We start from the raw sequence: 21,732 nt of genomic DNA on the forward strand, positions 1-21,732 counted from the left end.
GCTGACCCGATGCGCCCTGCACTGTCCGACTACCGGCACCTGGCCAGCGGCAAGGTCCGCGAGATCTACCGCGTCGACGACGAACATCTGCTGCTCGTCGCGACCGACCGGATCTCGGCGTACGACTACGTGCTCGACAGCACGATCCCGGACAAGGGCCGCATCCTGACCGCGATGAGCGTCTTCTTTTTCGGCCTCGTGACCGCCCCCAACCATCTGGCCGGTCCGCCGGATGACCCGCGCATCCCCCAGGAGGTCCTGGGCCGCGGGTTGGTGGTGCGGCGGCTGGACATGCTGCCGGTGGAGTGCGTGGCCCGCGGTTACCTCACCGGGTCGGGGCTGCTGGACTATCAGGCGACCGGGAAGGTGTGCGGTATCACCTTGCCGCCCGGCCTGGTCGAGGCCAGCAAGTTCTCCGAACCCCTGTTCACGCCGGCGACCAAAGCCGCGCTGGGCGACCACGACGAGAACATCTCGTTCGACAGGGTGATCGAGCTGGTGGGCGGGGTGCGCGCCAACCAACTGCGCGACCGCACGCTGCAAATCTATGTTCAGGCCGCCGATCACGCCCTGACGAGGGGAATCATCATCGCCGACACCAAGTTCGAATTCGGCACCGACGCGGGTGGCAACCTGCTGCTGGCCGACGAGATCTTCACGCCGGACTCCTCGCGGTACTGGCCTGCCGAGGACTACCGGGTGGGTGAGGTCCAGACGAGCTTCGACAAGCAGTTCGTCCGTAACTGGCTCACCGGCCCGGAGTCCGGCTGGGATCGCCACGGCTCGCAACCGCCACCACCGCTGCCCGACCACATCATCGAAGCCACCCGCGACCGCTATATCGATGCCTACGAACGCATCTCCGGCCTCAGCTTCGGCGACTGGATCGGTGCATGACTTCGACCGCAGCCCCGGTACCACCCGTCGCCAAGCGGCAGGACACCCGGCGCGAACATCACGGCGACGTCTTCATAGACCCCTACGAATGGCTGCGCGATAAGTCCGACCCCGAAGTCATCGCCTATCTCGAGGCCGAGAACGACTACGCCGAGCGGATGACGGCCGACCTCGAACCGTTGCGCCAGAAGATCTTCGAGGAGATCAAGGCCCGGACCAAGGAGACCGACCTGTCGGTGCCGACCCGGCAAGGCCAGTGGTGGTACTACGCCCGCACCTTCGAGGGAAAGCAGTACCGGGTCCAGTGCCGATGCCCGGTGAGTGGTCCCGACGACTGGGATCCGCCGATCCTGGACGAGGACAACGAGATACCCGGCGAGCAGGTCCTGCTCGACTCGAACGACGAGGCGCAGGGCCACGAATTCTTCGCACTCGGCGCCGCCACCGTCAGCTTGGACGGCAATCTGCTGGCCTATTCGGTCGACACCGTCGGCGACGAGCGATATACGTTGCGCTTCAAGGACTTGCGCACCGGCGAGCTGTATCGCGACGAGATCGCCGACATCGGCGCCGGGGCCACCTGGGCCGCGGACAACCGGACCGTCTACTACCTGACCCTGGATGCGGCCCACCGGCCCGACAAGGTCTGGCGCTACCGGGTGGGTTCGGGTGAGCCGTCCGAGCTGGTGTATCACGAGGCCGACGAACGGTTTTGGCTCGGCGTGGGGCTCACCCGCAGCGAGGCCTACGTCCTCATCGCGTCGGGATCGTCCATCACCTCCGAGTACCGCTACGCCGACGCCGCCGATCCGCAGGCGCGCTTCACCGTCGTTCTGCCGCGGCGCGAAGGTATCGAGTACGCGATCGAGCACGCCGTGGTGGGCGGTCAGGACCGATTCTTGATCCTGCACAACGAGGATGCGGTGAACTTCACGCTGACCGAAGCGCCGGTCAGCGACCCGACCCGGCAGCACACCCTGATCCCGCACCGCGACGACGTCCGGCTCGACGGGGTGGACGCCTTCGCGGAGCACCTGGTGGTCAGCTACCGCCGGGAGGCGTTGCCCCGGCTCCAGGTGTGGGACATCGATCCCGATGGGGGATACGGTGAGCCCGGGGAGATTTCGTTCGACTCCGAGTTGATGTCGGCCGGCCTCGCCGGCAACCCGAGCTGGGATGCGCCCAAGCTGCGGATCAGGGCGGGGTCTCTGGTCGTTCCGGCGCGGGTATACGACGTCGACTTCGCCACCGGCGAGCGCACCTTGCTGCGCGAGCAACCCGTGCTCGGCGGCTACCGCATCGCCGACTACGTGGAGCGGCGTGACTGGGCGCTGGCGGCCGACGGTGCCCGGATCCCGGTGTCCATCGTGCACCGCGCGGGCATCGAATTCCCGGCGCCGGCCTTGCTTTATGGCTACGGCGCCTACGAGATATGCACCGACCCCAGCTTCTCCATCGCCCGGTTGTCGCTGCTGGACCGCGGCATGGTTTTCGCCATCGCCCACGTCCGCGGTGGCGGCGAGATGGGCCGGCCGTGGTACGAGCACGGCAAGCTGCTGGAGAAAAAGAACACGTTCACCGACTTCGTCGCGGCGGCAAAGCATCTGGTCGACACGGGAGTCACCCGGCCGCGTCAGTTGGTGGCGCTGGGTGGCAGCGCGGGCGGTCTGCTGATGGGGGCGGTCGCCAACCTGGCGCCGGACCTCTTCGCCGGGATCCTTGCTCAGGTGCCGTTCGTCGACCCGCTGACCACCATCCTCGACCCCGCTTTGCCGCTGACCGTCACCGAATGGGACGAGTGGGGAAACCCGTTGCGGGACAAAGAAGTCTATCGTTACATGAAGTCCTATTCCCCCTATGAGAACGTCGAGTCCAAGCGGTATCCGGCGATCCTGGCGATGACCTCGCTGAACGACACCAGGGTCTACTACGTGGAGCCCGCCAAGTGGGTGGCGGCGTTGCGGCACGCGAACGCCAACGGCAGTCCGATCCTGCTGAAGACCCAGATGAACGCCGGACACGGCGGGGTAAGCGGTCGCTACAAGGCGTGGCAGGAAACCGCGTTCCAGTACGCCTGGTTGTTAGCCGTCGCCGATGGCCACCGTGACGGCGGCGCCGAGGAAGACGATCCCGGCGGTCCGCCGCGCTAGCCGCGTCGTCATCGCGTGCCGTGCCCTTGCGGAATGCGACATCCCGTCCGAGCTACCCAGCCGGCTAATCGCCGGTCGTGTGGCTAGGCACCTTCTTTGGCAGAAACGACGCCGGAATTATCGTCAGCGCCACCAACGCGACGGCCAGCACGTAAACCACTGTGTAAGCATGGGAAAGACTATGCATAAGGTTATCCGCGAAATCGGGGCTAAGCGTTTGCCGCGGAATGGCGGACGGATCGATCGGCTGTCCGCGGCGAGCGGCTTCGTCTTGCGATGATGCCAGCTGATTCGCAGTGGCGATGTACCCGTTGTGATTGAACTCGTTGGTCAGTATCACCGCCATCAGAGCGGCGCCGATCGAGCCGCCTACCTGCTGGTTGACGCTCATCAGCGTCGTCCCGCGGGCAATCTGCTGCGGCGCCAGCGACTGCATGAGCGCCGCATTGAGCGGCGTCGTGGTGAGGCCGATGCCCAGCCCCATGATCGTCAGCCCGGCCAGGAGTGTCGGCTGGTAGGCGGCCTGCTTGGCCACTCCTAAGGTGAAGAGACCGAGACCGGCGGTCATCAGCACGAGGCCCACCACCACGATCTTTCCGGGTCCTCTTTTGTCCACGAATGCACCACCGAGGGGCATGGTCACCAGGGCGCCGACTCCCACCGGCATCATGTGCAGCCCGGCCTGCATCGGCGTCTGGTGCAACACCACCTGGAAATAGCTCGGGACCAGCAATCCGGCGCCGACGAATGCAACGGCGAACACCAGCAAAGTCACATTTACCTGTGCGACCACGCGGTTCTTGAACAGCCGCAAGTCGATCAGCGGGTGATCCGCTCGATACCAAGCATGCAGGACGAACGCGACGATCAAGGCCAGGCCGATCAGCCCCGGCACCAACACATAGCGGTCGGCGACTGTTCCGCGCCCCGGGATGGACGACACCCCGACCAGCAGGGCGGCCACGCCGGGCGAGAGCAGCAGCACGCCGACGAAGTCGAACGTCTCGGACGGCGCCGGGCGATCTTTCGCGAACATCACCGCCGCGAGGGCGAGCGCGCCGAGCCCGATCGGCAGGTTGACCAGGAAGATCCACTTCCACCCGTAGGCATCGATAAGCCAGCCACCCAGGATGGGGCCGCCGATGGGGCCGAGCAGAATCGGGATACCCCCGATCGCCATGAGGCGGCCGACGCGCTTCGGACCCGCCTCCCGAGTCAGGATCACAAAACTCAGCGGCAGGAGCATGCCTCCGCCGATGCCCTGCACTACCCGAAAGATGATGAGGAGCAGAATGCTCGGTGCCACCGCGCACAGCAGCGAGCCCAACGTGAATATCAGGACCGATCCCATGAAAAGCCGTTTGGTGCCGAAGCGGTCGGCTGCCCAGCCGGTTATCGGGATCACGGTCGCAAAAGCCAGCATGTAGCCGGCGATCGTCCAGGAGACGATGGCCTGGGTCGAGCCGAATTGTGCGAGAAAAGTGCGCTGAGCGACGAGGACGACGGTGTTGTCCAAGATCGCCATGATGCAGGCGAGCCCGCATACCCCGGCGATGCGGAGCAGCGCGGCGTCGAGCTTGTCGGGAGGCTCCGGTCCGCCAGCGCCTGATTGCTCGGTGGAAGCGGCGTCTGCTGGAGCGCCGGAAGTGGCGGAATAAGCCTTCTGCATGGTGCTGCCGAGCATAGCTATACCCGTACCCGTCCGCGGACGCTTTTAGGCGTTTGGTTCCGTCGGTGGCCTTTTGTTGCTGGCCAGGCGGGTGACCGGTGGTCGGATCGATAAAATTGGTCGTGGCAAAGCCGGCGCGATGAACGGCCCGACACCGCCGGCGCCGATCGGGGATGCGGGCGGGCAGATGTCACTACTCCGAAGCCGCCTGCGGACGGCCGTCGCACGGGTTGTCGCTGGCCAGCGGCGCACGCTAATCACCCGGTTGCGAAATCGCGGGCTTTTTCGGAAGAAATGATGCGGGGATAATCGTGGACAAGACCAATACGACCGCCACCAAAAATACTGCCGTATAGGCATGAGAAAGATCTTTCAAAAGATTCATCGGAAAGTCGGGGGCGAGCGCCTGCCGGGGCACGGCCGAGTTATCCACGGGCAACTTGAGCCGGGCGGCGTTTTGTTGCAGTACCGCCATTTTGTTGGCGGCGACGATATTCTCGCTCCGGTTGAACTGATTGGTCAGGATCATCGACATCAGCGCGGTGCCCACCGATCCGCCCACCTGATGGCTGACGCTCATCAGCGTGGTGCCGCGCGCGATCTGGTGTGGGGCCAGGGCCTGCACCGCGGCGACGGACAGCGGCATCATCGTGCAGCCCATGCCGAGCCCCATGATCGCCAGGCCGACGAGCAGCGTGGGCAGGTAGTCGGCCTGCCTGGCGACGCCGACGGCGAAGGTGCCCAGACCGGCGGTGATCAGCGCGATGCCGACCAACACGACCTTGCCGGGGCCCCGTCTGTCCACCAGCGGCCCGGTCAGTCGCATGGTCAGCATGGCGCCGAGCCCTTGCGGGATCATGCGCAGCCCGGCCTGCATCGGGGTCTGGTGCCACACCTGCTGGAAGTAACTCGGAAGCAGGAGGCCGGCGCCGAAGAAGGCGGTGGCGAAGACGAGCATCGTCACATTCGCGTGGGTGAGCACCGGATTGCGGAACAGCCGCAGGTCGATCAGGGGATGCTCGGCGCGGCGCCAGGCGTGCGCGACGAACGCCGCGATCAGCGCGAGCCCGGTGGCCGCGGGGACCAGCACGTGCCGGTCGGCAACGGTTCCGCGGCCCGGCACGGTCGAGACCGCGAACAGGAACGTCGCCAGTCCCGGAGAGAGCAGGAGCACGCCGACCAGGTCGAAGGTTTCCGACCGGGCGGGGTAGTCCCGGGGGAAGATGACCGCGGCCAGCGCGATCGTCACGACTCCGATCGGCACGTTGATCAGAAAGATCCACCTCCAACTCGAAGTGTCGATGAGCCACCCGCCCAGGATCGGACCGGCGATGGGGGCGAGCAGCATGGGGATGCTCAGGATCGACATCAGGCGGCCGAGTCGGCGGGGGCCGGCCTCACGGGTGAGGATCATGAACCCCAGCGGCAGCAGCATGCCGCCGCCGACACCTTGAACTATCCGAAAGATTATGAGCTGCAGAACATTAGCGGCCAGTGCGCAGAGCACCGAGCCCAGTGTGAAAGCCAGGACCGACCAGATGAACAGTCGTTTGGTGCCGAACCGGTCGGCCGCCCATCCGGTTATCGGGATTACCGTCGCCAATGCAAGCGTGTAGCCGGTCATCGTCCACCCGACTACCGCCTGGGAGGACCCGAACTGGTCGATGAAGGTGCGCTGCGCGACGCTGACGACCGTGACGTCGATGATCGCCATGACCGTGGCCAGGATGCACACACCGGAGATCCGCAACAGTCCGGCGTCCAGCCTGTCGGGGTAGTCTCGCCCGTCGTCGTCCAACGCTGGGGCGTAGGGCAGCGGGGTTTCGGCCGCTGCGTAGGGGGCCTCATCCATGGCGTTGCTTAGCATATCGAATCGATCGCTTCGACCGGCTGTGGCGTGCGCTTTCCGTGCCTTTGGCGGTGTTCTGGCGAGTCTCGTTATACGCCTGCCGTCTGCGTGTCCTTCACCGTTGCGACACCTGAGATCGTCAAACTGCGAGTGTGGCTGGAAAATTGATCGTCTCGGTCTCGGGAATCGGGGAACGCACCCTGACCGACGTCGAGGCGTTCTGCGCGCAAATGGATGCCCGCAACGTTCCGGTGTCACTGTTGGTGGCACCCCGACTCAGTGGCGACTATCGGCTCGACCGCGACCCGCACACGGTCGAATGGCTGACCAACCGGCGGTCCGGCGGCGACGCCATCGTTCTGCACGGCTATGACGACGCGGCCACCAAGAAGCGCCGCGGTGAATTCGCGATCCTGCGCGCCCACGAGGCCAACCTGCGCCTGATGGCCGCCGATCGGGTGCTCGAGCACCTGGGACTGCGCACGCGGCTGTTCGCGGCGCCCGGCTGGGTTGTCTCCCCAGGAGTTGTCAAGGCATTGCCCGACAACGGATTTCGACTACTCGCCGATCTGCACGGGATCACCGACCTGGTTCGGCACACCACCGTGCGTTCCCGCGTGTTGGGCATCGGGGAAGGCTTCCTCACCGAACCGTGGTGGTGCCGGATGGTGGTGTTGTCCGCCGAGCGGATCGCCCGGCGCGGCGGCGTGGTGCGGGTGGCCGTCGCCGCTCGCCACCTGCGCAAACCGGGCCCGCTGCAGGCGATGCTGGACGCCGTCGATCTGTCCTTGATGCACGGCTGCGCACCGACGGTGTACCGGTGGCGGCGCGACAAGGCGATCCTCGACGCGGCCTGACCGAGCGTCTCCCCGACTCGTCCCGCGCGGGCACTACCCTGGTCCGACATGAGCGAATCTTCGGCCGCGGGGTTCGGCGCGGACGCCATCATCGTCGGGGCGGGGCTCGCGGGTCTGGTGGCCGCCTGCGAACTGGTGGACCGGGACCTGCGAGTGCTGATCCTCGACCAGGAGAGCAGCGCGAACCTGGGTGGGCAGGCGTTCTGGTCGTTCGGCGGATTGTTCTTCGTCGACAGCCCCGAACAGCGCCGCCTCGGGATTCGCGACAGCCACGAACTCGCCCTGCAGGACTGGCTCGGCACCGCGGCGTTCGATCGGCCCGAGGACTACTGGCCCCGCCAGTGGGCGCACGCCTACGTGGATTTCGCGGCGGGGGAGAAGCGTCGTTGGCTGCGTGACCGGGGGCTGAAGATCTTCCCGTTGGTGGGCTGGGCGGAACGTGGCGGCTATGACGCACAGGGGCACGGCAATTCGGTGCCCCGCTTCCACATCACCTGGGGCACCGGGCCTGCCCTGGTCGAGATATTCGCCCGCCGGCTGCGGGACCGCTCGACGGTTCGCTTCGCGCACCGCCACCAGGTCGACGAACTGATCGTCGAGGGCGGCGCGGTGGCCGGCGTTCGGGGCACGGTGCTGGAACCGTCGGCCGCGCCGAGGGGCGTGGCGTCGTCGCGGACGCCCGTGGGACAGTTCGAGTTTCGGGCACCCGCGGTGATCGTTACCAGCGGTGGCATCGGCGGCAACCACGAGCTGGTGCGCAAGAATTGGCCGAAGCGGATGGGTCGCATACCCGAGCAGTTACTCAGCGGGGTGCCTGCGCACGTCGACGGCAGAATGATCGGCATCTCCCAGCAGGCCGGTGCGCGGGTGATCAACCCGGACCGCATGTGGCATTACACCGAGGGCATCACCAACTACGACCCGATCTGGCCGCTGCACGGGATCCGCATCATCCCCGGCCCGTCGTCGCTCTGGCTCGACGCGACCGGCAGGCGGTTGCCGGTGCCGCTCTACCCCGGGTTCGACACCCTCGGCACGCTGGAATACATCACCAAGTCCGGGTATGACTACACCTGGTTTGTGTTGAACGCCAAAATCATCGAGAAGGAATTCGCGCTCTCGGGCCAGGAGCAAAATCCCGACTTGACCGGGCAGAGCCTGCGCGAGTTGCTGCGCAACCGCGCGCGCTCCGGACCGCCGGGGCCGGTGCAGGCGTTCGTCGACCGCGGGGTGGACTTCGTCAGCGCGCGGTCGCTGCGGGAATTGGTGACCGCGATGAACAAAGTGCCCGGCGTGGCGCCGCTGGACTACGCCACGGTGGAAGCCGAGGTGACCGCCCGAGACCGCGAGGTGGCCAACAAGTTCAGCAAGGACGGCCAGATCACCGCGATCCGCGCCGCCCGCGGTTATCTCGGCGACCGGCTGGGCCGGGTGGTCGCGCCGCACCGGCTGACCGGCCCCAAGGCGGGACCGATGATCGCGGTCAAGCTGCACATCCTGACCCGAAAGACGTTGGGCGGCATAGAAACGGACCTGGCCGGCCGGGTGCTGAAGGCCGACGGCACTCCGCTCAACGGGTTGTACGCGGCCGGTGAGGTGGCCGGATTCGGCGGGGGTGGTGTACACGGCTACCGCGCCCTGGAAGGAACGTTCCTGGGCGGCTGCATCTTCTCCGGGCGGGCAGCCGGTCGCGGCGTTGCCGACGACGTTGCCTGACGCGGTCGGCGGGAGGGTCGTCAGAACCGGACCGCGTCCTCTTCGGGAAGCACTTGAAAGTCGGTCGTGGTCATCTCGGTCAGCCGGCCGTAGTAGATGCCCCGCGCGTCCGGGGCGACGATCCCTTGGTGGATGGGCACCGCGCGCGCCGGCGCGACCGCGCGCAGATAATCGACCGCTTCGGAAATCTTCATCCACGGGGCGGCCGCCGGCGTCGCCAACACGTCCACCGGTTCGTCGGGCACGAACAGCGCGTCACCGGGATGCATCAGCCTCGCGCGGTGGTCGCCCTCGTCGACCAGGAACGAAATGTTCTCGATCACAGGGATTTCCGGGTGGATGACGGCGTGCTTGCCGCCGACGGCGCGGACCGTCAGCTCACCGATGCGCAGCTCGTCGCCGACGTGCACCGCCTGGCACGGCGCACCGAGCTGGGCGGCGGTCTGCGGATCGGCGTACAGCGGGGCGTCCGGGTTGGCCTCGAGAAGCGCCGGCAGGCGACTGCCGTCGACATGGTCGGGATGCTGATGGGTGATCAGGATGGCCGATAACCCCGTGATGCCCTCGAAACCGTGCGAGAACGTTCCGGGATCGAAGAGCACACGGGTGTGGTCGAATTCTGCGAGTAGACAGGAATGGCCGAAATGCGTCAGCTGCATGATTACGATTGTGCCCCGACGGGGGTGATGCCGATGCGGGTGATCCTGGCGACCATGGTGGTGGTCGGCGGCCTCGCGGTGGCGCTCATCGCCGTGGTGCCCGTCCATGCAGATCCACAAGCCTGCCCGCCCGTGTGTGACCAGATCCCCGACTCCGCGTGGATCCAGCGACGCTCCGTGCCGCTCGACCCGGTGTACAACTGGCCACCGCTGGCGGGTGTGGCGACGCAGCTGACCGGGGCGGCGTCCGGCCCCCGATTCCGCTTCGAGGAACTCTGCGCCACACCCGCGGTGCCGCGGGACCCCCGCGACTGGGCGGTGGTGGCACGCGCCACAGTGCCTCACCCGGACGGGCAGTGGCAGCTGCAGGCTCAGGTCCTGCACTGGCGCGGCGACACGGCCAGCGGCGGCGCCATCGCCACGTCGGTGTACAGCGGCGCCGTCGCCGCGCTGCGCTCCTGCCAGCAACGGGCTCCGCAGCAGTCACCGTCGATCACCAGCGACGAAGCGAACCGGATGGCCGCGGTGATCAGCGGTCCGGTGATCATGCACACCTATTTGCTCGCTCACCCCGCCAGCAGCACGCTCAGCGAGCTCACGCTCTGGTCGGTGGGGCCGCCGCAGGTGCCTTGGCCGGCAATGGCGGACGACCCGGTGCTCAACGCCATGACCGCGCCGCTGTGCGACGCCTACATTGCCTCGTGCCCGTAACGGCCGAGCTGCAGCTTCGCCGGTAGAGTTGGCGCGGAGACAGACTTGAGGAGGAGCGCCGGTGGGCCGGGTAGTCGTTCATGTGATGCCCAAAGCGGAAATTCTCGATCCGCAGGGTCAGGCGATCGTCGGCGCGTTGGGCCGGCTCGGTCACCCGGGGATCTCAGATGTCCGACAGGGCAAGAGGTTCGAACTCGAAGTGGACGACACCGTCGACGATTCGGTGCTGGCCGACATCGCGGAAACGCTGTTGGCGAACACCGTGATCGAGGACTGGACGATCAGCCGGGAGACCCAGTGACGGCGCGCATCGGCATCATCACCTTTCCGGGCACCCTGGACGACGTCGACGCCGCTCGCGCGGCGCGGCGCGTGGGCGCCGAGGCGGTCAGCCTGTGGCACGCCGACGCCGACCTCAAGGGCGTCGACGCCGTGGTGGTGCCCGGCGGATTCTCCTACGGCGACTACCTGCGGGCGGGGGCGATCGCGAGGTTCGCGCCGGTGATGGGCGAGGTGGTGGCGGCCGCGCACCGTGGCATGCCGGTGTTGGGCATTTGCAACGGGTTTCAGGTGCTGTGTGAGGCCGGGTTGCTGCCGGGGGCCCTGACCCGAAACGCCGGGTTGCACTTCGTCTGCCGCGACGTGTGGCTGCGTGTGGCGTCGACGTCGACCGCTTGGACGTCGCGTTTCGAGCCCGACGCGGACCTGCTGGTGCCGCTGAAGTCCGGCGAAGGCCGCTACGTCGCCCCCGCTGATGTCGTCGAGGAACTCGAGGGCGAGGGCCGGGTGGTGTTCCGCTACCACGACAACCCCAACGGATCGCTGCATGACATCGCCGGCGTCAGTTCCGCGAACGGTCGTGTGGTCGGGTTGATGCCGCATCCCGAGCATGCCATCGAAGCGCTGACGGGGCCCTCCGACGACGGGCTGGGTCTGTTCTACTCGGTGCTGGACGCGGCGCTGTCCGTCTAGGCACATATCCGTTTGCTGGGCGGCGACGGGCGGCATCGTGATGTCCCGACTGCCTTCTGCCCCTAGGTATTACGGGCCCGTCGGGCTGCCGGCGCACAGCGGAGACGTCGCCAGCCCTGCCGTCGGGGAGACGGCGGAAGTGCCCGGATCAGCCTGCGTCGCGCAGCAACGCATCCGCCGTCGGCAGCTCAACGACGGGGCTCAAGCCGGCGAATAGGTCGGTCGCGTCGGCGAGGATGCGGTCGACTAAGGCCGCGAAAGCGTCGAAGGAGACGTTTTGTCGGATCCAGTGCGACCTGCGCGCCACCACACCGATCCGGTGTGGGTCGGAAGAGCCGTGCACGATCGCGGTCACCTCCCGATCCTGGCGGTTCCACGTGTCAGCGAAATGCACCAGCCAGGAGCGCTCGGTGGCGGGAAAGAAGCAGCCCGGAGTCACCCGAACGATCAGCACGTCACCGTGCGCGGGCGAGATCTCGAGATGGACGTGCAGGCGCCGCGGGTGGGCGCTGGTGACGAAGAAGTATTCGCCGTCGTGGTGTCCACGGAAATAGCGTCGCCCGCGGGTGCGCAGGTAACGTTCGACCAGGTTCGCGCACATGGGCTCGTTCGTCATGAAAACATGCTGCGGCCAGTGGCTTTGCGGATCCTGGGAGGCAGGCCAGGAGTCACCGAAGAATCTGTTGAGAATTCCCTGAGCGGACGGCTGGTATGGGTCCATACCCCGACGTCAACGCCGCTCGACGATGCCCGCGCCCGGCGGCGGCATGGTCCGTGGCAGCGTCACCGAGAACCGGTAGCGCTCGGGGCGGTAGTGGAACTCGACGACTTCGAGCGGCTTGTCGTCGCTGCCGTAGCTGATTCGTTCGAGCACCAGCACGGGCGAGCCCAACGCCAGGTTCAACGCGCCGGCGACCTCCACCGAGGCTCCGGCCGCGTGAATGTCATACGTGGCGCGGGCGACGGGGACGCCCAGTCGGCGCTCCCACATCGTGTAGGTGCTCTCCATCGCCCGCGCCGGTTCCGTGTCGGACACGCTAGACAGCAGCGGCTCGACCGCCTTTCCCAGTCCCGGCGGTAGGTAGGCAATCATCAGCGCCAGGGGTACGTCCCCGTCGCGGATGCGGCGGTGGATGCACAGAACTTTGGACAAACCGAGCGTGTCGGCTACATGTTGCGGTGGCTCCTCGACGCGGTGCGACAGGACATCGACGCGGGGAGTGATCCCGGAGCTCGCCAGGACCTCGGTGATCGTGCGCACGCCGGAGCCCAGTTCTTGTCGCACCGGGTTGGTCACGAACGTGCCCAAACCTTGGCGCCGCACCAGCCAGCCTTGCCGCTCGAGGAGTCCTACTGCGGCACGGACGGTTACCCGGCTCAGGCCGGAGCTATCGATCAGTTCGCGCTCGCTGGGCAGGCGTCCGCCGCGCGGCACGCGCTGCTTGACGATCGCGGACTTGAGCGCGTCGGCGAGCTGGGTGCTCGCGGGCACGCTGCCGCGCCGAACCCGCAGGTCGGCGGACGCGAGATCAAGCGACCGGTCGGTCATAAGACGTATTAAAACGTCTGGTCAGCACACCGTAAAGGCCGGCGTTCTCCGAGCCGCCGCGCCGGGCCCGCGACCGTCGCGCGCCGACACTCGGATTACGCTGGGAGCAAATGACTTTCGCCTAGTCGCAGGAGAGTTCGAACGTGGGGTTGACGGTGGAACGGATCGACCATGTAGTGCTGAACTGCAACGACGCCGAGGCGACCGCCGCGTGGTACGAGCGAGTGCTCGGTATGCGGCGAGAGGTGTTCGGGCCGTCCAACCGGATCGCTTTGCGCTTCGGGGAGCAGAAGCTCAACCTCCGGCCAGTCGGGGCGCTGGCCGACGACCCCGAGTGGGTCACCGGATCGGTCGAAGCCGCCGGCGCCGCAGACTTGTGCTTCATCACCCGCGGCAGCCCCGACGAGGTGCGGGCCCACCTCGTCGAGTGTGGAACGGACATCGTCGCGGGGCCGGTGGCCCGAACCGGCGCCCTGGGCCCGATGACCTCGCACTACTGCCGCGACCTCGACGGCAACCTGGTCGAAATCGCTGTCTATCGGACGGATTAGAGCGGGTACAGCGCAGGGAGATTCACCACGACCGCCTCCTGGGTGCTGCGCGCGATGACGACCTCCGCCGGTGCGTCCGGGTCGGGGTTCTCCTCTCGGTGCGGCAGATACGGCGGGATGAAGACGTAGTCGCCGGGCGAGGTCGAGATGCGGACCTCCCGAGCGCCGTCGTGAAAGACGAATTCCGGGTGGCCGCTGCGTACGTAGATGGCGGTTTCCGAGTCGCCGTGATGGTGGTTGGCGGAGACGGTCGACGGCATTGCGTGTGTCTCACCCATCCACAGCTTTTCGGCACCGACCGACGTGCCACTGAGCGCGGCGAAGCGACGAAGCCCCTCCGATTGCGCGGTGTCGGGGCTGATGCCCGACGCCTTGACGTGGTGCACCCGGTTGCCGGCAGCTTCCGATGCCTTCTCGTCGAAATCGGGATGGAATCCGTCGTTGGTGGCCATGCGTCAATTATGGTCCGGCGCGTCCCGATACGCCTCGAGGAGCCGCAGCCACAGCTCGCTGACCGTTGGGAAGCAGGGCACGGCATGCCACAACCGGTCGATGGGCACCTCGCCGGCTACGGCGATGGTGGCGGAATGGAGCATTTCGGTGACCCCCGGGCCCACCAGGGTGACCCCGAGCAGGTGCTCCCGATCGAGATCGACCACCATCCGCGCCCGGCCGGTGTAGCCGTCGGCGTAGAGCCTGGCCCCCATCACCGCGTCGCCGATCTGGACGTCGACCGTTCGCACCCGATGCCCGGCACGCTGGGCCTGCTCGGCCGTCAGGCCGACGGCGGCTGCCTCGGGATCGGTGAAGAAGGCCTGTGGCACGGCATGATGGTCGGCAGTGGTCGCATGGCGGCCCCACGGTGCGGTGTCCAACGGCTTGCCCGCCGCCCGCGCGCCGATCGCGGCCCCGGCGATGCGGCCCTGATATTTGCCCTGATGGGTCAGCAGGGCCCGGTGATTGACATCGCCCGCGGCGTAGAGCCACCCATCCTCGACGGCCCGCACCCGGCAGGTGTCGTCGACGTCCAGCCAGCTGCCCGGTGTCAGCCCGATGGTCTCGAGGCCGATGTCGTCGGTGAGGGGAGTCCGGCCAGTCGCGAAAAGTACTTCGTCGACTCGCAATTCGGAACCGTCGTCCAAATCGAGGATCGCCTGTCCGCCATCGGCCCGGCGCAGCGCCCGGACCGATACACCGCCCCGCACGTCCACGCCCATCTCGGCAAGGCCGCGGCCGATCAGCTCGCCGACGAATGGCTCCATCCGCGGTAACAGGCCCGATCCCCGCGCGAGCAGCGTCACCCGAGATCCCAATCCCCGCCAGGCCGTGGCCATTTCGACGCCGACACCACCGGCGCCAACCACGGCGAGGTGCTGGGGGACGTAGCTGCTGTCGGTGGCCTGGCGGTTGGTCCACGGTCTGGCTTCGTCGATGCCGGGTAAATCGGGCAGGGCGGGCCGGCTTCCCGTGCAGACCACGACCGCGTGCCGCGCGGCCAACACCGACGTCTCACCGCTGGCAGCGGTGACAACGATCCGCCGGGCGCCATCCAACCGGCCGTGGCCGCGCACCAGGGTGGCTCCGATTTCGCTTACCCAGTCGGCCTGGCCGCTGTCGTCCCAGTCGCTGACATAGCGGTTGCGGCGGCCGAAGACGCCCGCCGCATCGATGGGGCCGCTCACCGCCTCGCGCGCGCCGTCGACGCGGCGGGCGTCGGAGACGGCAATCACCGGACGCAACAGGGCTTTGCTCGGCACGCAGGCCCAGTAAGAGCACTCGCCGCCGACGAGTTCCCGCTCGATCAGCGCGACGGTCAGGCCGGCCGCCCGGGCGCGCTCCGCGGCGTTCTGCCCGATCGGGCCGGCGCCCAGCACGAGCACTTCGTAGGCGGTCTCGTTATCGGCTGCCATCGTCGACGATCCTCTCGGTGCTTTCACTCAGTCGGCTATGAGTCTTGCGGCCAGCTCGCGCATGTCGTCCACCACGATGTCGGGTTGGGGCAGCCCATCTACCGGTAAGGGCGGGTTACCGGGGCGGGTGATCAGCGCGGCGCCGAAACCGACCTTCTGGGCTCCGAGGGTGTCCCACACGTGGGCGGCCACCATCATGCAGTCGGCCGGCGTCACCCCGAGCGCATCGCACGCGTAGCGGTAGACGGCGGGCGAGGGCTTGAAGGCGCGGCAGGCGTCGACGCTCAATTGCCGTTCGAAGAATTGGGCCAGCCCGGAACTCTGCAACGCCGTGGGCCCGTCCGGGTTGGGCGGTGAATTGGTCAGCGTCACCAGGCGAAAGCCGTTGTCCTGCAGTCTGGTGAGTCCCTCCGCGGCATCCGGGTGCGCCGGCATGGTGAGCAGACCGGTCTTCAGGCGGTGCAGGTCATCGTCGGTGACGTCCACGTGGTGGATATCGCCGACCATGCGCAGCACGCCTTGGGCGAGCGTGGAGAACTTCACGTAACTGTCCGCCAAGGTCGCGGACATCGAGTACATGACCAGCTGGGCGAACCACTCGCGAAGTACCCGCTCGTCGCCGAACAAATCGATGAAAAGCGGTGCCAGGGAGTCGATATCGACCAACGTCTCGTTGACGTCGAAAACCAGGACGGACGGTCTGGGCATCGCTGAGCCTCGATCTTCTTCAGTGCGGGACTATCCGGCCGAAAGTACCCGGTCAGACACAGGCCAATCACAGCCCTCCCCGGGGCCGCAACCAACCCGCCATCCCGGCCGGCCTGGCACCCTCGGGGCGACGCCGACGGCCTCGCTCATTGCAGCACGACGACCATCTTGCCGCCGGCCTCACCCGCTTCCATCACGCGGTGCGCCTCATGTATCTGGTCGAACGAGAAGACGTGGGACGGCTTGGCCTCCAGCGCGCCCTGCGCCACCTGCCACGCGATTTCTTGCAGGGGGACGTCCGACAGCGGAAAGCCAGGGGTGCCAAAGACGAAGCTGCCGAAGAAATTCCAGTTGACGCCGCTCGCCATGCGCAGCAGCGGGTTGAAATCCCCGATGGGTGCGAGTCCGCCGAGCCATCCCGCCAGGCAGGCCGTTCCGCCGCGGCGCAGCAGGTCGAGCGAGTCCAGGATGGTGCTGTTGCCCACCAGGTCCAGGACGGCGTCGACCTGTTTGGCCTCGGCCAGGTGGTCGGCCAGGTCGCGCCTCTCCAATTCGGTGCGGGATGCGCCGAGTTGCTCCAGCATGGAGAACCGGCCGCGGCTCCGCGCGGTGGCGATGACCGTCGCACCCGCGGCGACGGCCAGCTTGAGTGCGGCCTGGCCCAACGACGAAGTTGCGCCGCGCAGCAACAGCGTCTGCCCGGCGGTCAAGCGCAGGTTGCGGAAGAGACACGTCCAGGCGACCGCGTAACTCTCCGGCAGCGCAGCCAAATCCGACCAGGGCAGGTCGGATTCGATGAGGGCGACGTTCGCCGCGCGCACGCGGGTGTATTGCGCGTAGCTGCCGTTGACGGTCCGGCCCAATCCGCCCATCAACGCCGCGACCTTGGCGCCCACCGGAAACTCGCCGCCCGGACAGGAGTCGACGACGCCGACGCATTCGATGCCGCTGACTTCTGCGGCTTCGGCCCATTCCCCCCGGCGCATGTGCAGCTCGGCGTGGTTGACGCCGAAGGCCTTGACTTCGATCACCACTTCGCCGTTTTTGGGCAGCGGCTTCGGAATGTCGCCGTAGACGAGCCGGTCCACGCCGCCGAAGCCCTCGAGAATGATCGCGCGCATGGTTTCACCGCCGGGCCGCTCGCGCACCCGTGCGGGCGCGGTGGGCAGCCGCGCTGCATCGGTGGTGGACATGTACCGCTCCTCCCAGATGGCTTTCGGGCTTCGAACTCGACGTGCGGAGCGGAATCGAGGATCTTCCGCGGACGTTATTGGGCTAGCCAACCCAATCATTATGGGCTAGCCATCCCAATCTGTCCAGCGGGTCAGTGGCGTCACCCGGGTCGGGATGTGCGGCGGCGCCGCGTCGGAGTGGCTCGGCCCTTGCGCGGTTCCGTCGTGAACGAGCGGACGTAGTCGACGGCGGCGTTGACGGCTGATCGCAGGGGTTCCGGATCGCCGGTGGCGTAGGTCAACATCGCACCGCCCTGGTGTGCGACCACCAGCGATACCGCGAGGTGTCGCGGGTCGGCGTCGGGGCGCAGATCGCCGCGCCGGCGCATCGCAGCAAGGCCCGTCTCGAACAGCTCGATCCATTGGTCATAGCCCGCCGAGAGGTCCTCATGCATTTCGTCGTCGGCGTCGATGAGCTCACCCGCCAGGGAGCCGTACACACAGCCGCCTACGCGATATACCGCGTCGATGTCGGCGACGCAGGCGTCGGCCCATGCCCGCAGCGCGTCGATCGTGTCGAGGTCACCCAGCTCCGGCTGGGTGTGGAAGGCGCGCACGTCGTCGCGGCGGGCGGCGACGACCTGCCGGGTCAGATCGCGTTTGTCCCGGAAGTAATGGGCGACCTGCGAGCCGCCCACACCCGCCCGGCGCCGGACCTGTTCGACGCTGGTGTTGGCGACGCCACGCTCGAACATCAGCTGCGCGGCTGCTTGCACGATGCGCGCGCGGGTCGCCAGTCCTTTGCGGGTGAATCGACCCGGGCCGTCGGCGCTCATGGCGGGGTCGGCAGGCGGCGCCGGGGACGCCGGGCGGGTCTGGGAGTCCGCTCGCCGGGATCAGTGGCGAAGCTGCGCAGGTAGTTGACGGCGAAGCGGACGGCGTCGGCGTGGGGCCATTCCGCCCGGTAGGTGAAGGCCAAGGTGCCGCCGCCCTGATGGGCGGCGACGATGACCATCGCCAACCGCCGCGGGTCGGCGTCGGCGACCAGGGCGCCGTCGTCCTTCATGCGCTGGATCGCCGCCTGGAGCAGCTCGACCCACTGCCAGTAGCCGGCGGCCAACGTTTCGCGCGTCGCGTCGTCGGACTTGGCCAGTTGCGCGGCCAGCGCGTGGTAGGTGGGCGTGCCGAAGAATCCGATGCGCCTGAGATAGCGCATGTTCAGGTCGATCCAGCGCTCGAAGTCGTCGAAGGAAGTCAGGCCCCCCAGCTTGGGCTGACGGTGAAAGTCGAGCACCACCCCGATCTGGCGCCTCAGGACCGCACGAATCAGAGCGCTCTTGTCGGCGAAATAATGGGCCAGCTGCGAACCGCTGACCGATGCCGCTCCGCGGACGTTCTCCATGTTCGCCGCGGACAGACCCTCGGTGACGATCAGCTGGGCGGCCGCTTCCACGATGCGATCCCGGGTGGCACGCCCCTTGGCGGTCAACCGTTGTTCGTCCCGAACATCGGGATGGGCCATGGCGTCAGGCTAACCCGCGGGCGCCCCGAACTATGGGATATCCAACCCAATGACGACGGCGGCGCCGTCCGACCCGGTCAGGGTTCCGTGTCGTCCGCGTCGAGGAAGCCGCGTATCAGCGCGGCTACCTCATCGAGCGCGGACTCCAGCAGGAAGTGCCCGCCGTCGAGCAACCGTATCTCGGCGCCGGGCAGGTCGTCGGCGAACGCCTCGGCACCGGCCGGGCCGAAGATCTCGTCACCGCGGCCCCAGACGGCCAGCAAGGGTACCTGGCTGGCGCGGAAGAATTCGTGCAGGCGCGGGTAGAGCGGCGCGTTGGTTGCGTAGTCCCGCAACAGCTTCAGCTGGATCAGGTCGTTACCCGGTCGCGAGATGAGCGCGTAGTCGTGGTGCCACGATTCGGGGTCGACGAGGGTCTCGTCGGGAACGCCGGTGACGTATTGCCACCGGGTGGCATCCAGGGTGAGGAACTGCCGCACCGCGGCTTCGGTCTCGGGTGTTTGTTCGCTTTGGTAGGCGCGCACGATCTTCCAGAAACTGTCGACGAATCCCGCGTCGTAACCGTTGCCGTTCTGGCTGATGATCGCGGTGATCGCCGACGGCTTACGCAGCGCGAGTCGCCAGCCGATCGGCGCGCCGTAGTCCTGGACGTACATCGCGTACCTGCCGACGCCGAGCGTGTCCAACAACCCGGCGGTGAGGTCGGTCAGCGCGTCGAAGGTGTAGTCGAACTCGCGCACCGACGGGGCGTCGGAAAGCCCGAAACCCAGGTGATCCGGTGCGATGACGTGGTAGCGGTCGGCGAGCGCGGGAAGTAGGTGCCGGAACATGTAGGAGCTGGTCGGGAATCCGTGCAGCAGGACCAGCGCGGGCGCGTTCGGGTCGCCCGCTTCGCGGAAGAAGAGCCGGTGACCGTCGACCGTGGCGTATCGATGATGGACAGGCGGCATGGCGTCACTCCTCGGTCGTCGCCCGGCCAACGCGACGCGTCGGCGGACGTTCCGCTCCCGGATTTTTGGGTTGTACAACCCAGTATGCACCAGAATCCCTCGGTGCAACAGTGCCGCCTCGTGTTGCCCTCGGTGGCGCGGCGGCATATTCTGGGTCGGCCATCCCACTGGGGTTCCGGAGGTGACATGGTGGGCAAGCTGATTTCGGTGAATGTCGGCATGCCCAAGAACGTTCGGTGGCATGACAAGACGGTGTACACGGGGGTGTGGAAGACGCCGGTCGAGGGACCGGTCATGGCGCGCCGCCTGAACCTCGACGGCGATGGCCAAGGCGACCTCTCCGGTCACGGCGGCGAGCAGCGCGCCGTCATGGTCTACCAGAGCGAGTCCTACGACTTCTGGAAAAGCTACCTGGGTCGCGACGACCTTGTGCCCGGTCACTTCGGTGAGAATTTCACGATCGCCGGACTGCCCGACGACGACGTGTGCATCGGCGACCGGTATCGGATCGGCGAGGCCGAGTTCGAGGTCACCCAACCCCGCGTCACCTGCTTCCGCGTCGGTCTGCGGCTGGACGAACCCCAGATGCCCAACCTGCTTGTCTCCCAACGGCGCCCGGGTTTCTATTTTCGGGTGGTCACCGAGGGTCGGGTCCGCGCCGGTGATGACGTCGTGCGTACCCATCGGGGTCGCCACGAGCTGAGCGTGGCCGACGTCGATGCGCTGCTGTACCTGCCGGACCGCGACCTCGATCGACTCCGCAAGGTCGTCGACGTTCCCGCGCTGAGCCCCGGCTGGCAGCAGTCGTTCCGGGACATGCTGGAAGCGCAGCGGGAATCGACGCTGCCGGCGGCGCGACCAGCGTGGGAGGGATTCCGTCCATTGCGTGTCAGCGCGGTGCGCCGGGAGAGCTCACAGGTGATGTCCATCCGGCTGGAGGCCGTCGATCATGCCGCGCTCCCGCCGCCGCTCCCCGGGCAGTACCTGACGGTGCGAATTCCCGGCGCGGGCGCGCCCCCGCCGCTGCGCAGTTATTCCCTCTCCGCCGATCCCGCCGCCGGGTACTACCGCATCAGCGTCAAACGGGAAGAGCGGGGTTTGGTGAGCGGGTGGCTGCACGAGCACATCGACGCGGGCTCGGTCATCGAGGCCGCCGCCCCGCGCGGCGAGTTCTACCTCGCCGACGGCGCGGGCCCGGTCTTGCTGATGTCGGCGGGGATCGGCATCACACCGGTGTTGGCGATGTTGCATGCGCTCGCGTCGGCGCGCAGCGCCCGCGAGATCTGGTGGCTCCACACCACCCGCAACCGCGAAACGCAGCCATTCGCGGCAGAAGTCGCGCGCTTAGTGGGGTCGCTGCCGCGCGCGCACCAGTCGGTGTTCTACACACAAACGCAGGGCCGGTTGGGCCGGCAGGCCATCGCGGCACTGGGCCTGCCGGTCGACTCCATCGCATACCTCTGCGGTCCAACGCAATTCATGGCCGACATGCGCGTGGCGCTCGCCGCGGAGGGCATCGCCCCTGAGCGAATCCATAGCGAACTCTTCGGCGCGCTGCCGCCGATCAATCCGGGAATCGTCGACGGCGCCCCCCGCACACCACCGCATCCGCCGGCGGGACTTCCGGGAACGGGTCCGTCGATCACGTTCGCGCGCAGCGGGTTGACGGTGAATTGGTCGTCCCGATTCGGGAGCATCCTGGAGCTGGCCGAAGCCTGCGACGTGCCCACCCGGTTCTCCTGCCGAAGCGGGGTCTGCCACGTCTGCGTCACCGGCGTCGTCACCGGTCGAGCCACCTACCGCCAGCAGCCGCTGGAGCCGCCGGAGCAGGGGACGGTGCTCATCTGCTCGGCGGCCCCGGAGACAGATCTGGTGCTCGATGCGTAGTGA

At 67.4% G+C, this 21,732-nt stretch carries 21 protein-coding genes; 9 read left to right on the plus strand and 12 right to left on the minus strand.

Features of this window, described 5'->3' with window-relative positions; all coding sequences use genetic code 11:
• The first annotated feature begins 9 nt into the window (after positions 1-9).
• On the plus strand, positions 10-897 hold the full coding sequence (locus BST44_RS13250) for a phosphoribosylaminoimidazolesuccinocarboxamide synthase (RefSeq protein ID WP_007166378.1): 888 nt from the start codon (positions 10-12) through the stop codon (positions 895-897).
• On the plus strand, positions 894-3,047 hold the full coding sequence (locus BST44_RS13255; protein ID WP_083177576.1) for a S9 family peptidase: 2,154 nt from the start codon (positions 894-896) through the stop codon (positions 3,045-3,047). Before BST44_RS13250 ends, BST44_RS13255 begins: the two co-directional genes overlap by 4 nt.
• Positions 3,048-3,111: 64 nt before the next feature.
• On the opposite strand, the gene BST44_RS13260 is transcribed toward BST44_RS13255, so the two are convergent.
• Entirely contained in the window at positions 3,112-4,731 is a 1,620-nt protein-coding gene (locus tag BST44_RS13260) for a DHA2 family efflux MFS transporter permease subunit (protein WP_083177577.1), read from the minus strand.
• A 238-nt stretch (positions 4,732-4,969) separates the two neighbouring features.
• Positions 4,970-6,583 carry a DHA2 family efflux MFS transporter permease subunit gene (locus BST44_RS13265; protein WP_244184807.1) on the minus strand — a complete coding sequence of 538 codons (1,614 nt, stop codon included), beginning with the start codon at positions 6,581-6,583 and terminating at the stop codon, positions 4,970-4,972.
• 134 nt (positions 6,584-6,717) lie between these two features.
• On the opposite strand from BST44_RS13265, the gene BST44_RS13270 reads away from it, so the two are divergent.
• On the plus strand, positions 6,718-7,422 hold the full coding sequence (locus tag BST44_RS13270) for a DUF2334 domain-containing protein (protein WP_083177579.1): 705 nt from the start codon (positions 6,718-6,720) through the stop codon (positions 7,420-7,422).
• A 48-nt stretch (positions 7,423-7,470) separates the two neighbouring features.
• Positions 7,471-9,138: an FAD-binding dehydrogenase gene (locus BST44_RS13275; RefSeq protein WP_083177580.1), complete on the plus strand. Its 1,668-nt coding sequence runs from the start codon at positions 7,471-7,473 to the stop codon at positions 9,136-9,138.
• Between the two features lie 20 nt (positions 9,139-9,158).
• Here the strand turns inward: BST44_RS13275 and BST44_RS13280 are convergent, their stop codons facing one another.
• Positions 9,159-9,797 carry an MBL fold metallo-hydrolase gene (locus BST44_RS13280; protein ID WP_083177581.1) on the minus strand — a complete coding sequence of 213 codons (639 nt, stop codon included), beginning with the start codon at positions 9,795-9,797 and terminating at the stop codon, positions 9,159-9,161.
• Between BST44_RS13280 and BST44_RS13285 the strand changes: the two genes are divergently transcribed.
• From BST44_RS13285 to purQ, 3 genes are all read left to right on the plus strand, one after another.
• On the plus strand, positions 9,774-10,508 hold the full coding sequence (locus BST44_RS13285; protein ID WP_083177582.1) for an ATPase: 735 nt from the start codon (positions 9,774-9,776) through the stop codon (positions 10,506-10,508). The two genes, BST44_RS13280 and BST44_RS13285, sit on opposite strands and share 24 nt — an antisense overlap.
• A gap of 61 nt (positions 10,509-10,569) precedes the next feature.
• A complete protein-coding gene (gene purS, locus BST44_RS13290; protein WP_046184307.1) occupies positions 10,570-10,809 on the plus strand; it encodes a phosphoribosylformylglycinamidine synthase subunit PurS in 240 nt (79 codons plus the stop codon).
• Complete coding sequence (purQ, locus tag BST44_RS13295; protein ID WP_083177583.1) at positions 10,806-11,480, plus strand: phosphoribosylformylglycinamidine synthase subunit PurQ; 675 nt, start codon at positions 10,806-10,808, stop codon at positions 11,478-11,480. The genes purS and purQ overlap by 4 nt, the downstream gene beginning before the upstream one ends.
• Before the next feature lie 148 nt (positions 11,481-11,628).
• Here the strand turns inward: purQ and BST44_RS13300 are convergent, their stop codons facing one another.
• Together BST44_RS13300 and BST44_RS13305 are read right to left on the minus strand one after the other, a co-directional pair.
• Positions 11,629-12,096: a hypothetical protein gene (locus BST44_RS13300; RefSeq protein ID WP_083177584.1), complete on the minus strand. Its 468-nt coding sequence runs from the start codon at positions 12,094-12,096 to the stop codon at positions 11,629-11,631.
• Between the two features lie 114 nt (positions 12,097-12,210).
• Positions 12,211-13,029: an Rv0792c family HTH-type transcriptional regulator gene (locus BST44_RS13305; protein ID WP_083177585.1), complete on the minus strand. Its 819-nt coding sequence runs from the start codon at positions 13,027-13,029 to the stop codon at positions 12,211-12,213.
• Between the two features lie 143 nt (positions 13,030-13,172).
• Here BST44_RS13305 and BST44_RS13310 point away from each other — a divergent pair, with 143 nt between their 5' ends.
• A complete protein-coding gene (locus BST44_RS13310) occupies positions 13,173-13,580 on the plus strand; it encodes a VOC family protein (protein WP_083177586.1) in 408 nt (135 codons plus the stop codon).
• Here the strand turns inward: BST44_RS13310 and BST44_RS13315 are convergent.
• From BST44_RS13315 to BST44_RS13345, 7 genes are all read right to left on the minus strand, one after another.
• The gene (locus BST44_RS13315; RefSeq protein ID WP_083177587.1) at positions 13,577-14,032 is read right to left on the minus strand and encodes a cupin domain-containing protein; all 456 of its coding nucleotides are present in this window, start codon (positions 14,030-14,032) and stop codon (positions 13,577-13,579) included. The two genes, BST44_RS13310 and BST44_RS13315, sit on opposite strands and share 4 nt — an antisense overlap.
• 3 nt (positions 14,033-14,035) lie before the next feature.
• Positions 14,036-15,490 (minus strand): dihydrolipoyl dehydrogenase family protein, encoded by a 1,455-nt coding sequence (locus BST44_RS13320; RefSeq protein WP_083177588.1) that lies wholly within the window; start codon positions 15,488-15,490, stop codon positions 14,036-14,038.
• Positions 15,491-15,517: 27 nt separating this feature from the next.
• On the minus strand, positions 15,518-16,198 hold the full coding sequence (locus tag BST44_RS13325) for a haloacid dehalogenase type II (RefSeq protein WP_083177589.1): 681 nt from the start codon (positions 16,196-16,198) through the stop codon (positions 15,518-15,520).
• 146 nt (positions 16,199-16,344) lie between these two features.
• Positions 16,345-17,391, minus strand: a complete 1,047-nt coding sequence (locus BST44_RS13330; RefSeq protein WP_083177590.1) for a zinc-binding dehydrogenase — start codon at positions 17,389-17,391, stop codon at positions 16,345-16,347.
• A 140-nt stretch (positions 17,392-17,531) separates the two neighbouring features.
• Positions 17,532-18,206, minus strand: coding sequence for a TetR/AcrR family transcriptional regulator (locus tag BST44_RS13335; RefSeq protein WP_083177591.1), 675 nt, complete (start codon positions 18,204-18,206; stop codon positions 17,532-17,534).
• Entirely contained in the window at positions 18,203-18,892 is a 690-nt protein-coding gene (locus tag BST44_RS13340; RefSeq protein ID WP_083177592.1) for a TetR/AcrR family transcriptional regulator, read from the minus strand. The genes BST44_RS13335 and BST44_RS13340 overlap by 4 nt, the downstream gene beginning before the upstream one ends.
• Positions 18,893-18,969: 77 nt before the next feature.
• Positions 18,970-19,842, minus strand: coding sequence for an alpha/beta fold hydrolase (locus BST44_RS13345; protein WP_083177593.1), 873 nt, complete (start codon positions 19,840-19,842; stop codon positions 18,970-18,972).
• Between the two features lie 189 nt (positions 19,843-20,031).
• On the opposite strand from BST44_RS13345, the gene BST44_RS13350 reads away from it, so the two are divergent.
• Entirely contained in the window at positions 20,032-21,729 is a 1,698-nt protein-coding gene (locus tag BST44_RS13350) for an MOSC and FAD-binding oxidoreductase domain-containing protein (RefSeq protein ID WP_083177635.1), read from the plus strand.
• Positions 21,730-21,732: the final 3 nt, after the last annotated feature.

The sequence above is a fragment of the Mycobacterium scrofulaceum genome, from assembly GCF_002086735.1.
Taxonomy (GTDB): domain Bacteria; phylum Actinomycetota; class Actinomycetes; order Mycobacteriales; family Mycobacteriaceae; genus Mycobacterium; species Mycobacterium scrofulaceum.

What these genes read in the sequence shown, in the direction of transcription:
- BST44_RS13250 (WP_007166378.1), top strand. Translation starts at nt 10, where the DNA reads ATGCGCCCTGCACTGTCCGACTACCGGCACCTGGCCAGCGGCAAGGTC.
- BST44_RS13255 (WP_083177576.1), top strand. Translation starts at nt 894, where the DNA reads ATGACTTCGACCGCAGCCCCGGTACCACCCGTCGCCAAGCGGCAGGAC.
- BST44_RS13260 (WP_083177577.1), bottom strand. Translation starts at nt 4,731, where the DNA reads ATGCTCGGCAGCACCATGCAGAAGGCTTATTCCGCCACTTCCGGCGCT.
- BST44_RS13265 (WP_244184807.1), bottom strand. Translation starts at nt 6,583, where the DNA reads ATGCTAAGCAACGCCATGGATGAGGCCCCCTACGCAGCGGCCGAAACC.
- BST44_RS13275 (WP_083177580.1), top strand. Translation starts at nt 7,471, where the DNA reads ATGAGCGAATCTTCGGCCGCGGGGTTCGGCGCGGACGCCATCATCGTC.
- BST44_RS13285 (WP_083177582.1), top strand. Translation starts at nt 9,774, where the DNA reads ATGGCCGAAATGCGTCAGCTGCATGATTACGATTGTGCCCCGACGGGG.
- BST44_RS13280 (WP_083177581.1), bottom strand. Translation starts at nt 9,797, where the DNA reads ATGCAGCTGACGCATTTCGGCCATTCCTGTCTACTCGCAGAATTCGAC.
- BST44_RS13300 (WP_083177584.1), bottom strand. Translation starts at nt 12,096, where the DNA reads ATGACGAACGAGCCCATGTGCGCGAACCTGGTCGAACGTTACCTGCGC.
- BST44_RS13305 (WP_083177585.1), bottom strand. Translation starts at nt 13,029, where the DNA reads ATGACCGACCGGTCGCTTGATCTCGCGTCCGCCGACCTGCGGGTTCGG.
- BST44_RS13315 (WP_083177587.1), bottom strand. Translation starts at nt 14,032, where the DNA reads ATGGCCACCAACGACGGATTCCATCCCGATTTCGACGAGAAGGCATCG.
- BST44_RS13320 (WP_083177588.1), bottom strand. Translation starts at nt 15,490, where the DNA reads ATGGCAGCCGATAACGAGACCGCCTACGAAGTGCTCGTGCTGGGCGCC.
- BST44_RS13325 (WP_083177589.1), bottom strand. Translation starts at nt 16,198, where the DNA reads ATGCCCAGACCGTCCGTCCTGGTTTTCGACGTCAACGAGACGTTGGTC.
- BST44_RS13330 (WP_083177590.1), bottom strand. Translation starts at nt 17,391, where the DNA reads ATGTCCACCACCGATGCAGCGCGGCTGCCCACCGCGCCCGCACGGGTG.
- BST44_RS13335 (WP_083177591.1), bottom strand. Translation starts at nt 18,206, where the DNA reads ATGAGCGCCGACGGCCCGGGTCGATTCACCCGCAAAGGACTGGCGACC.
- BST44_RS13340 (WP_083177592.1), bottom strand. Translation starts at nt 18,892, where the DNA reads ATGGCCCATCCCGATGTTCGGGACGAACAACGGTTGACCGCCAAGGGG.
- BST44_RS13345 (WP_083177593.1), bottom strand. Translation starts at nt 19,842, where the DNA reads ATGCCGCCTGTCCATCATCGATACGCCACGGTCGACGGTCACCGGCTC.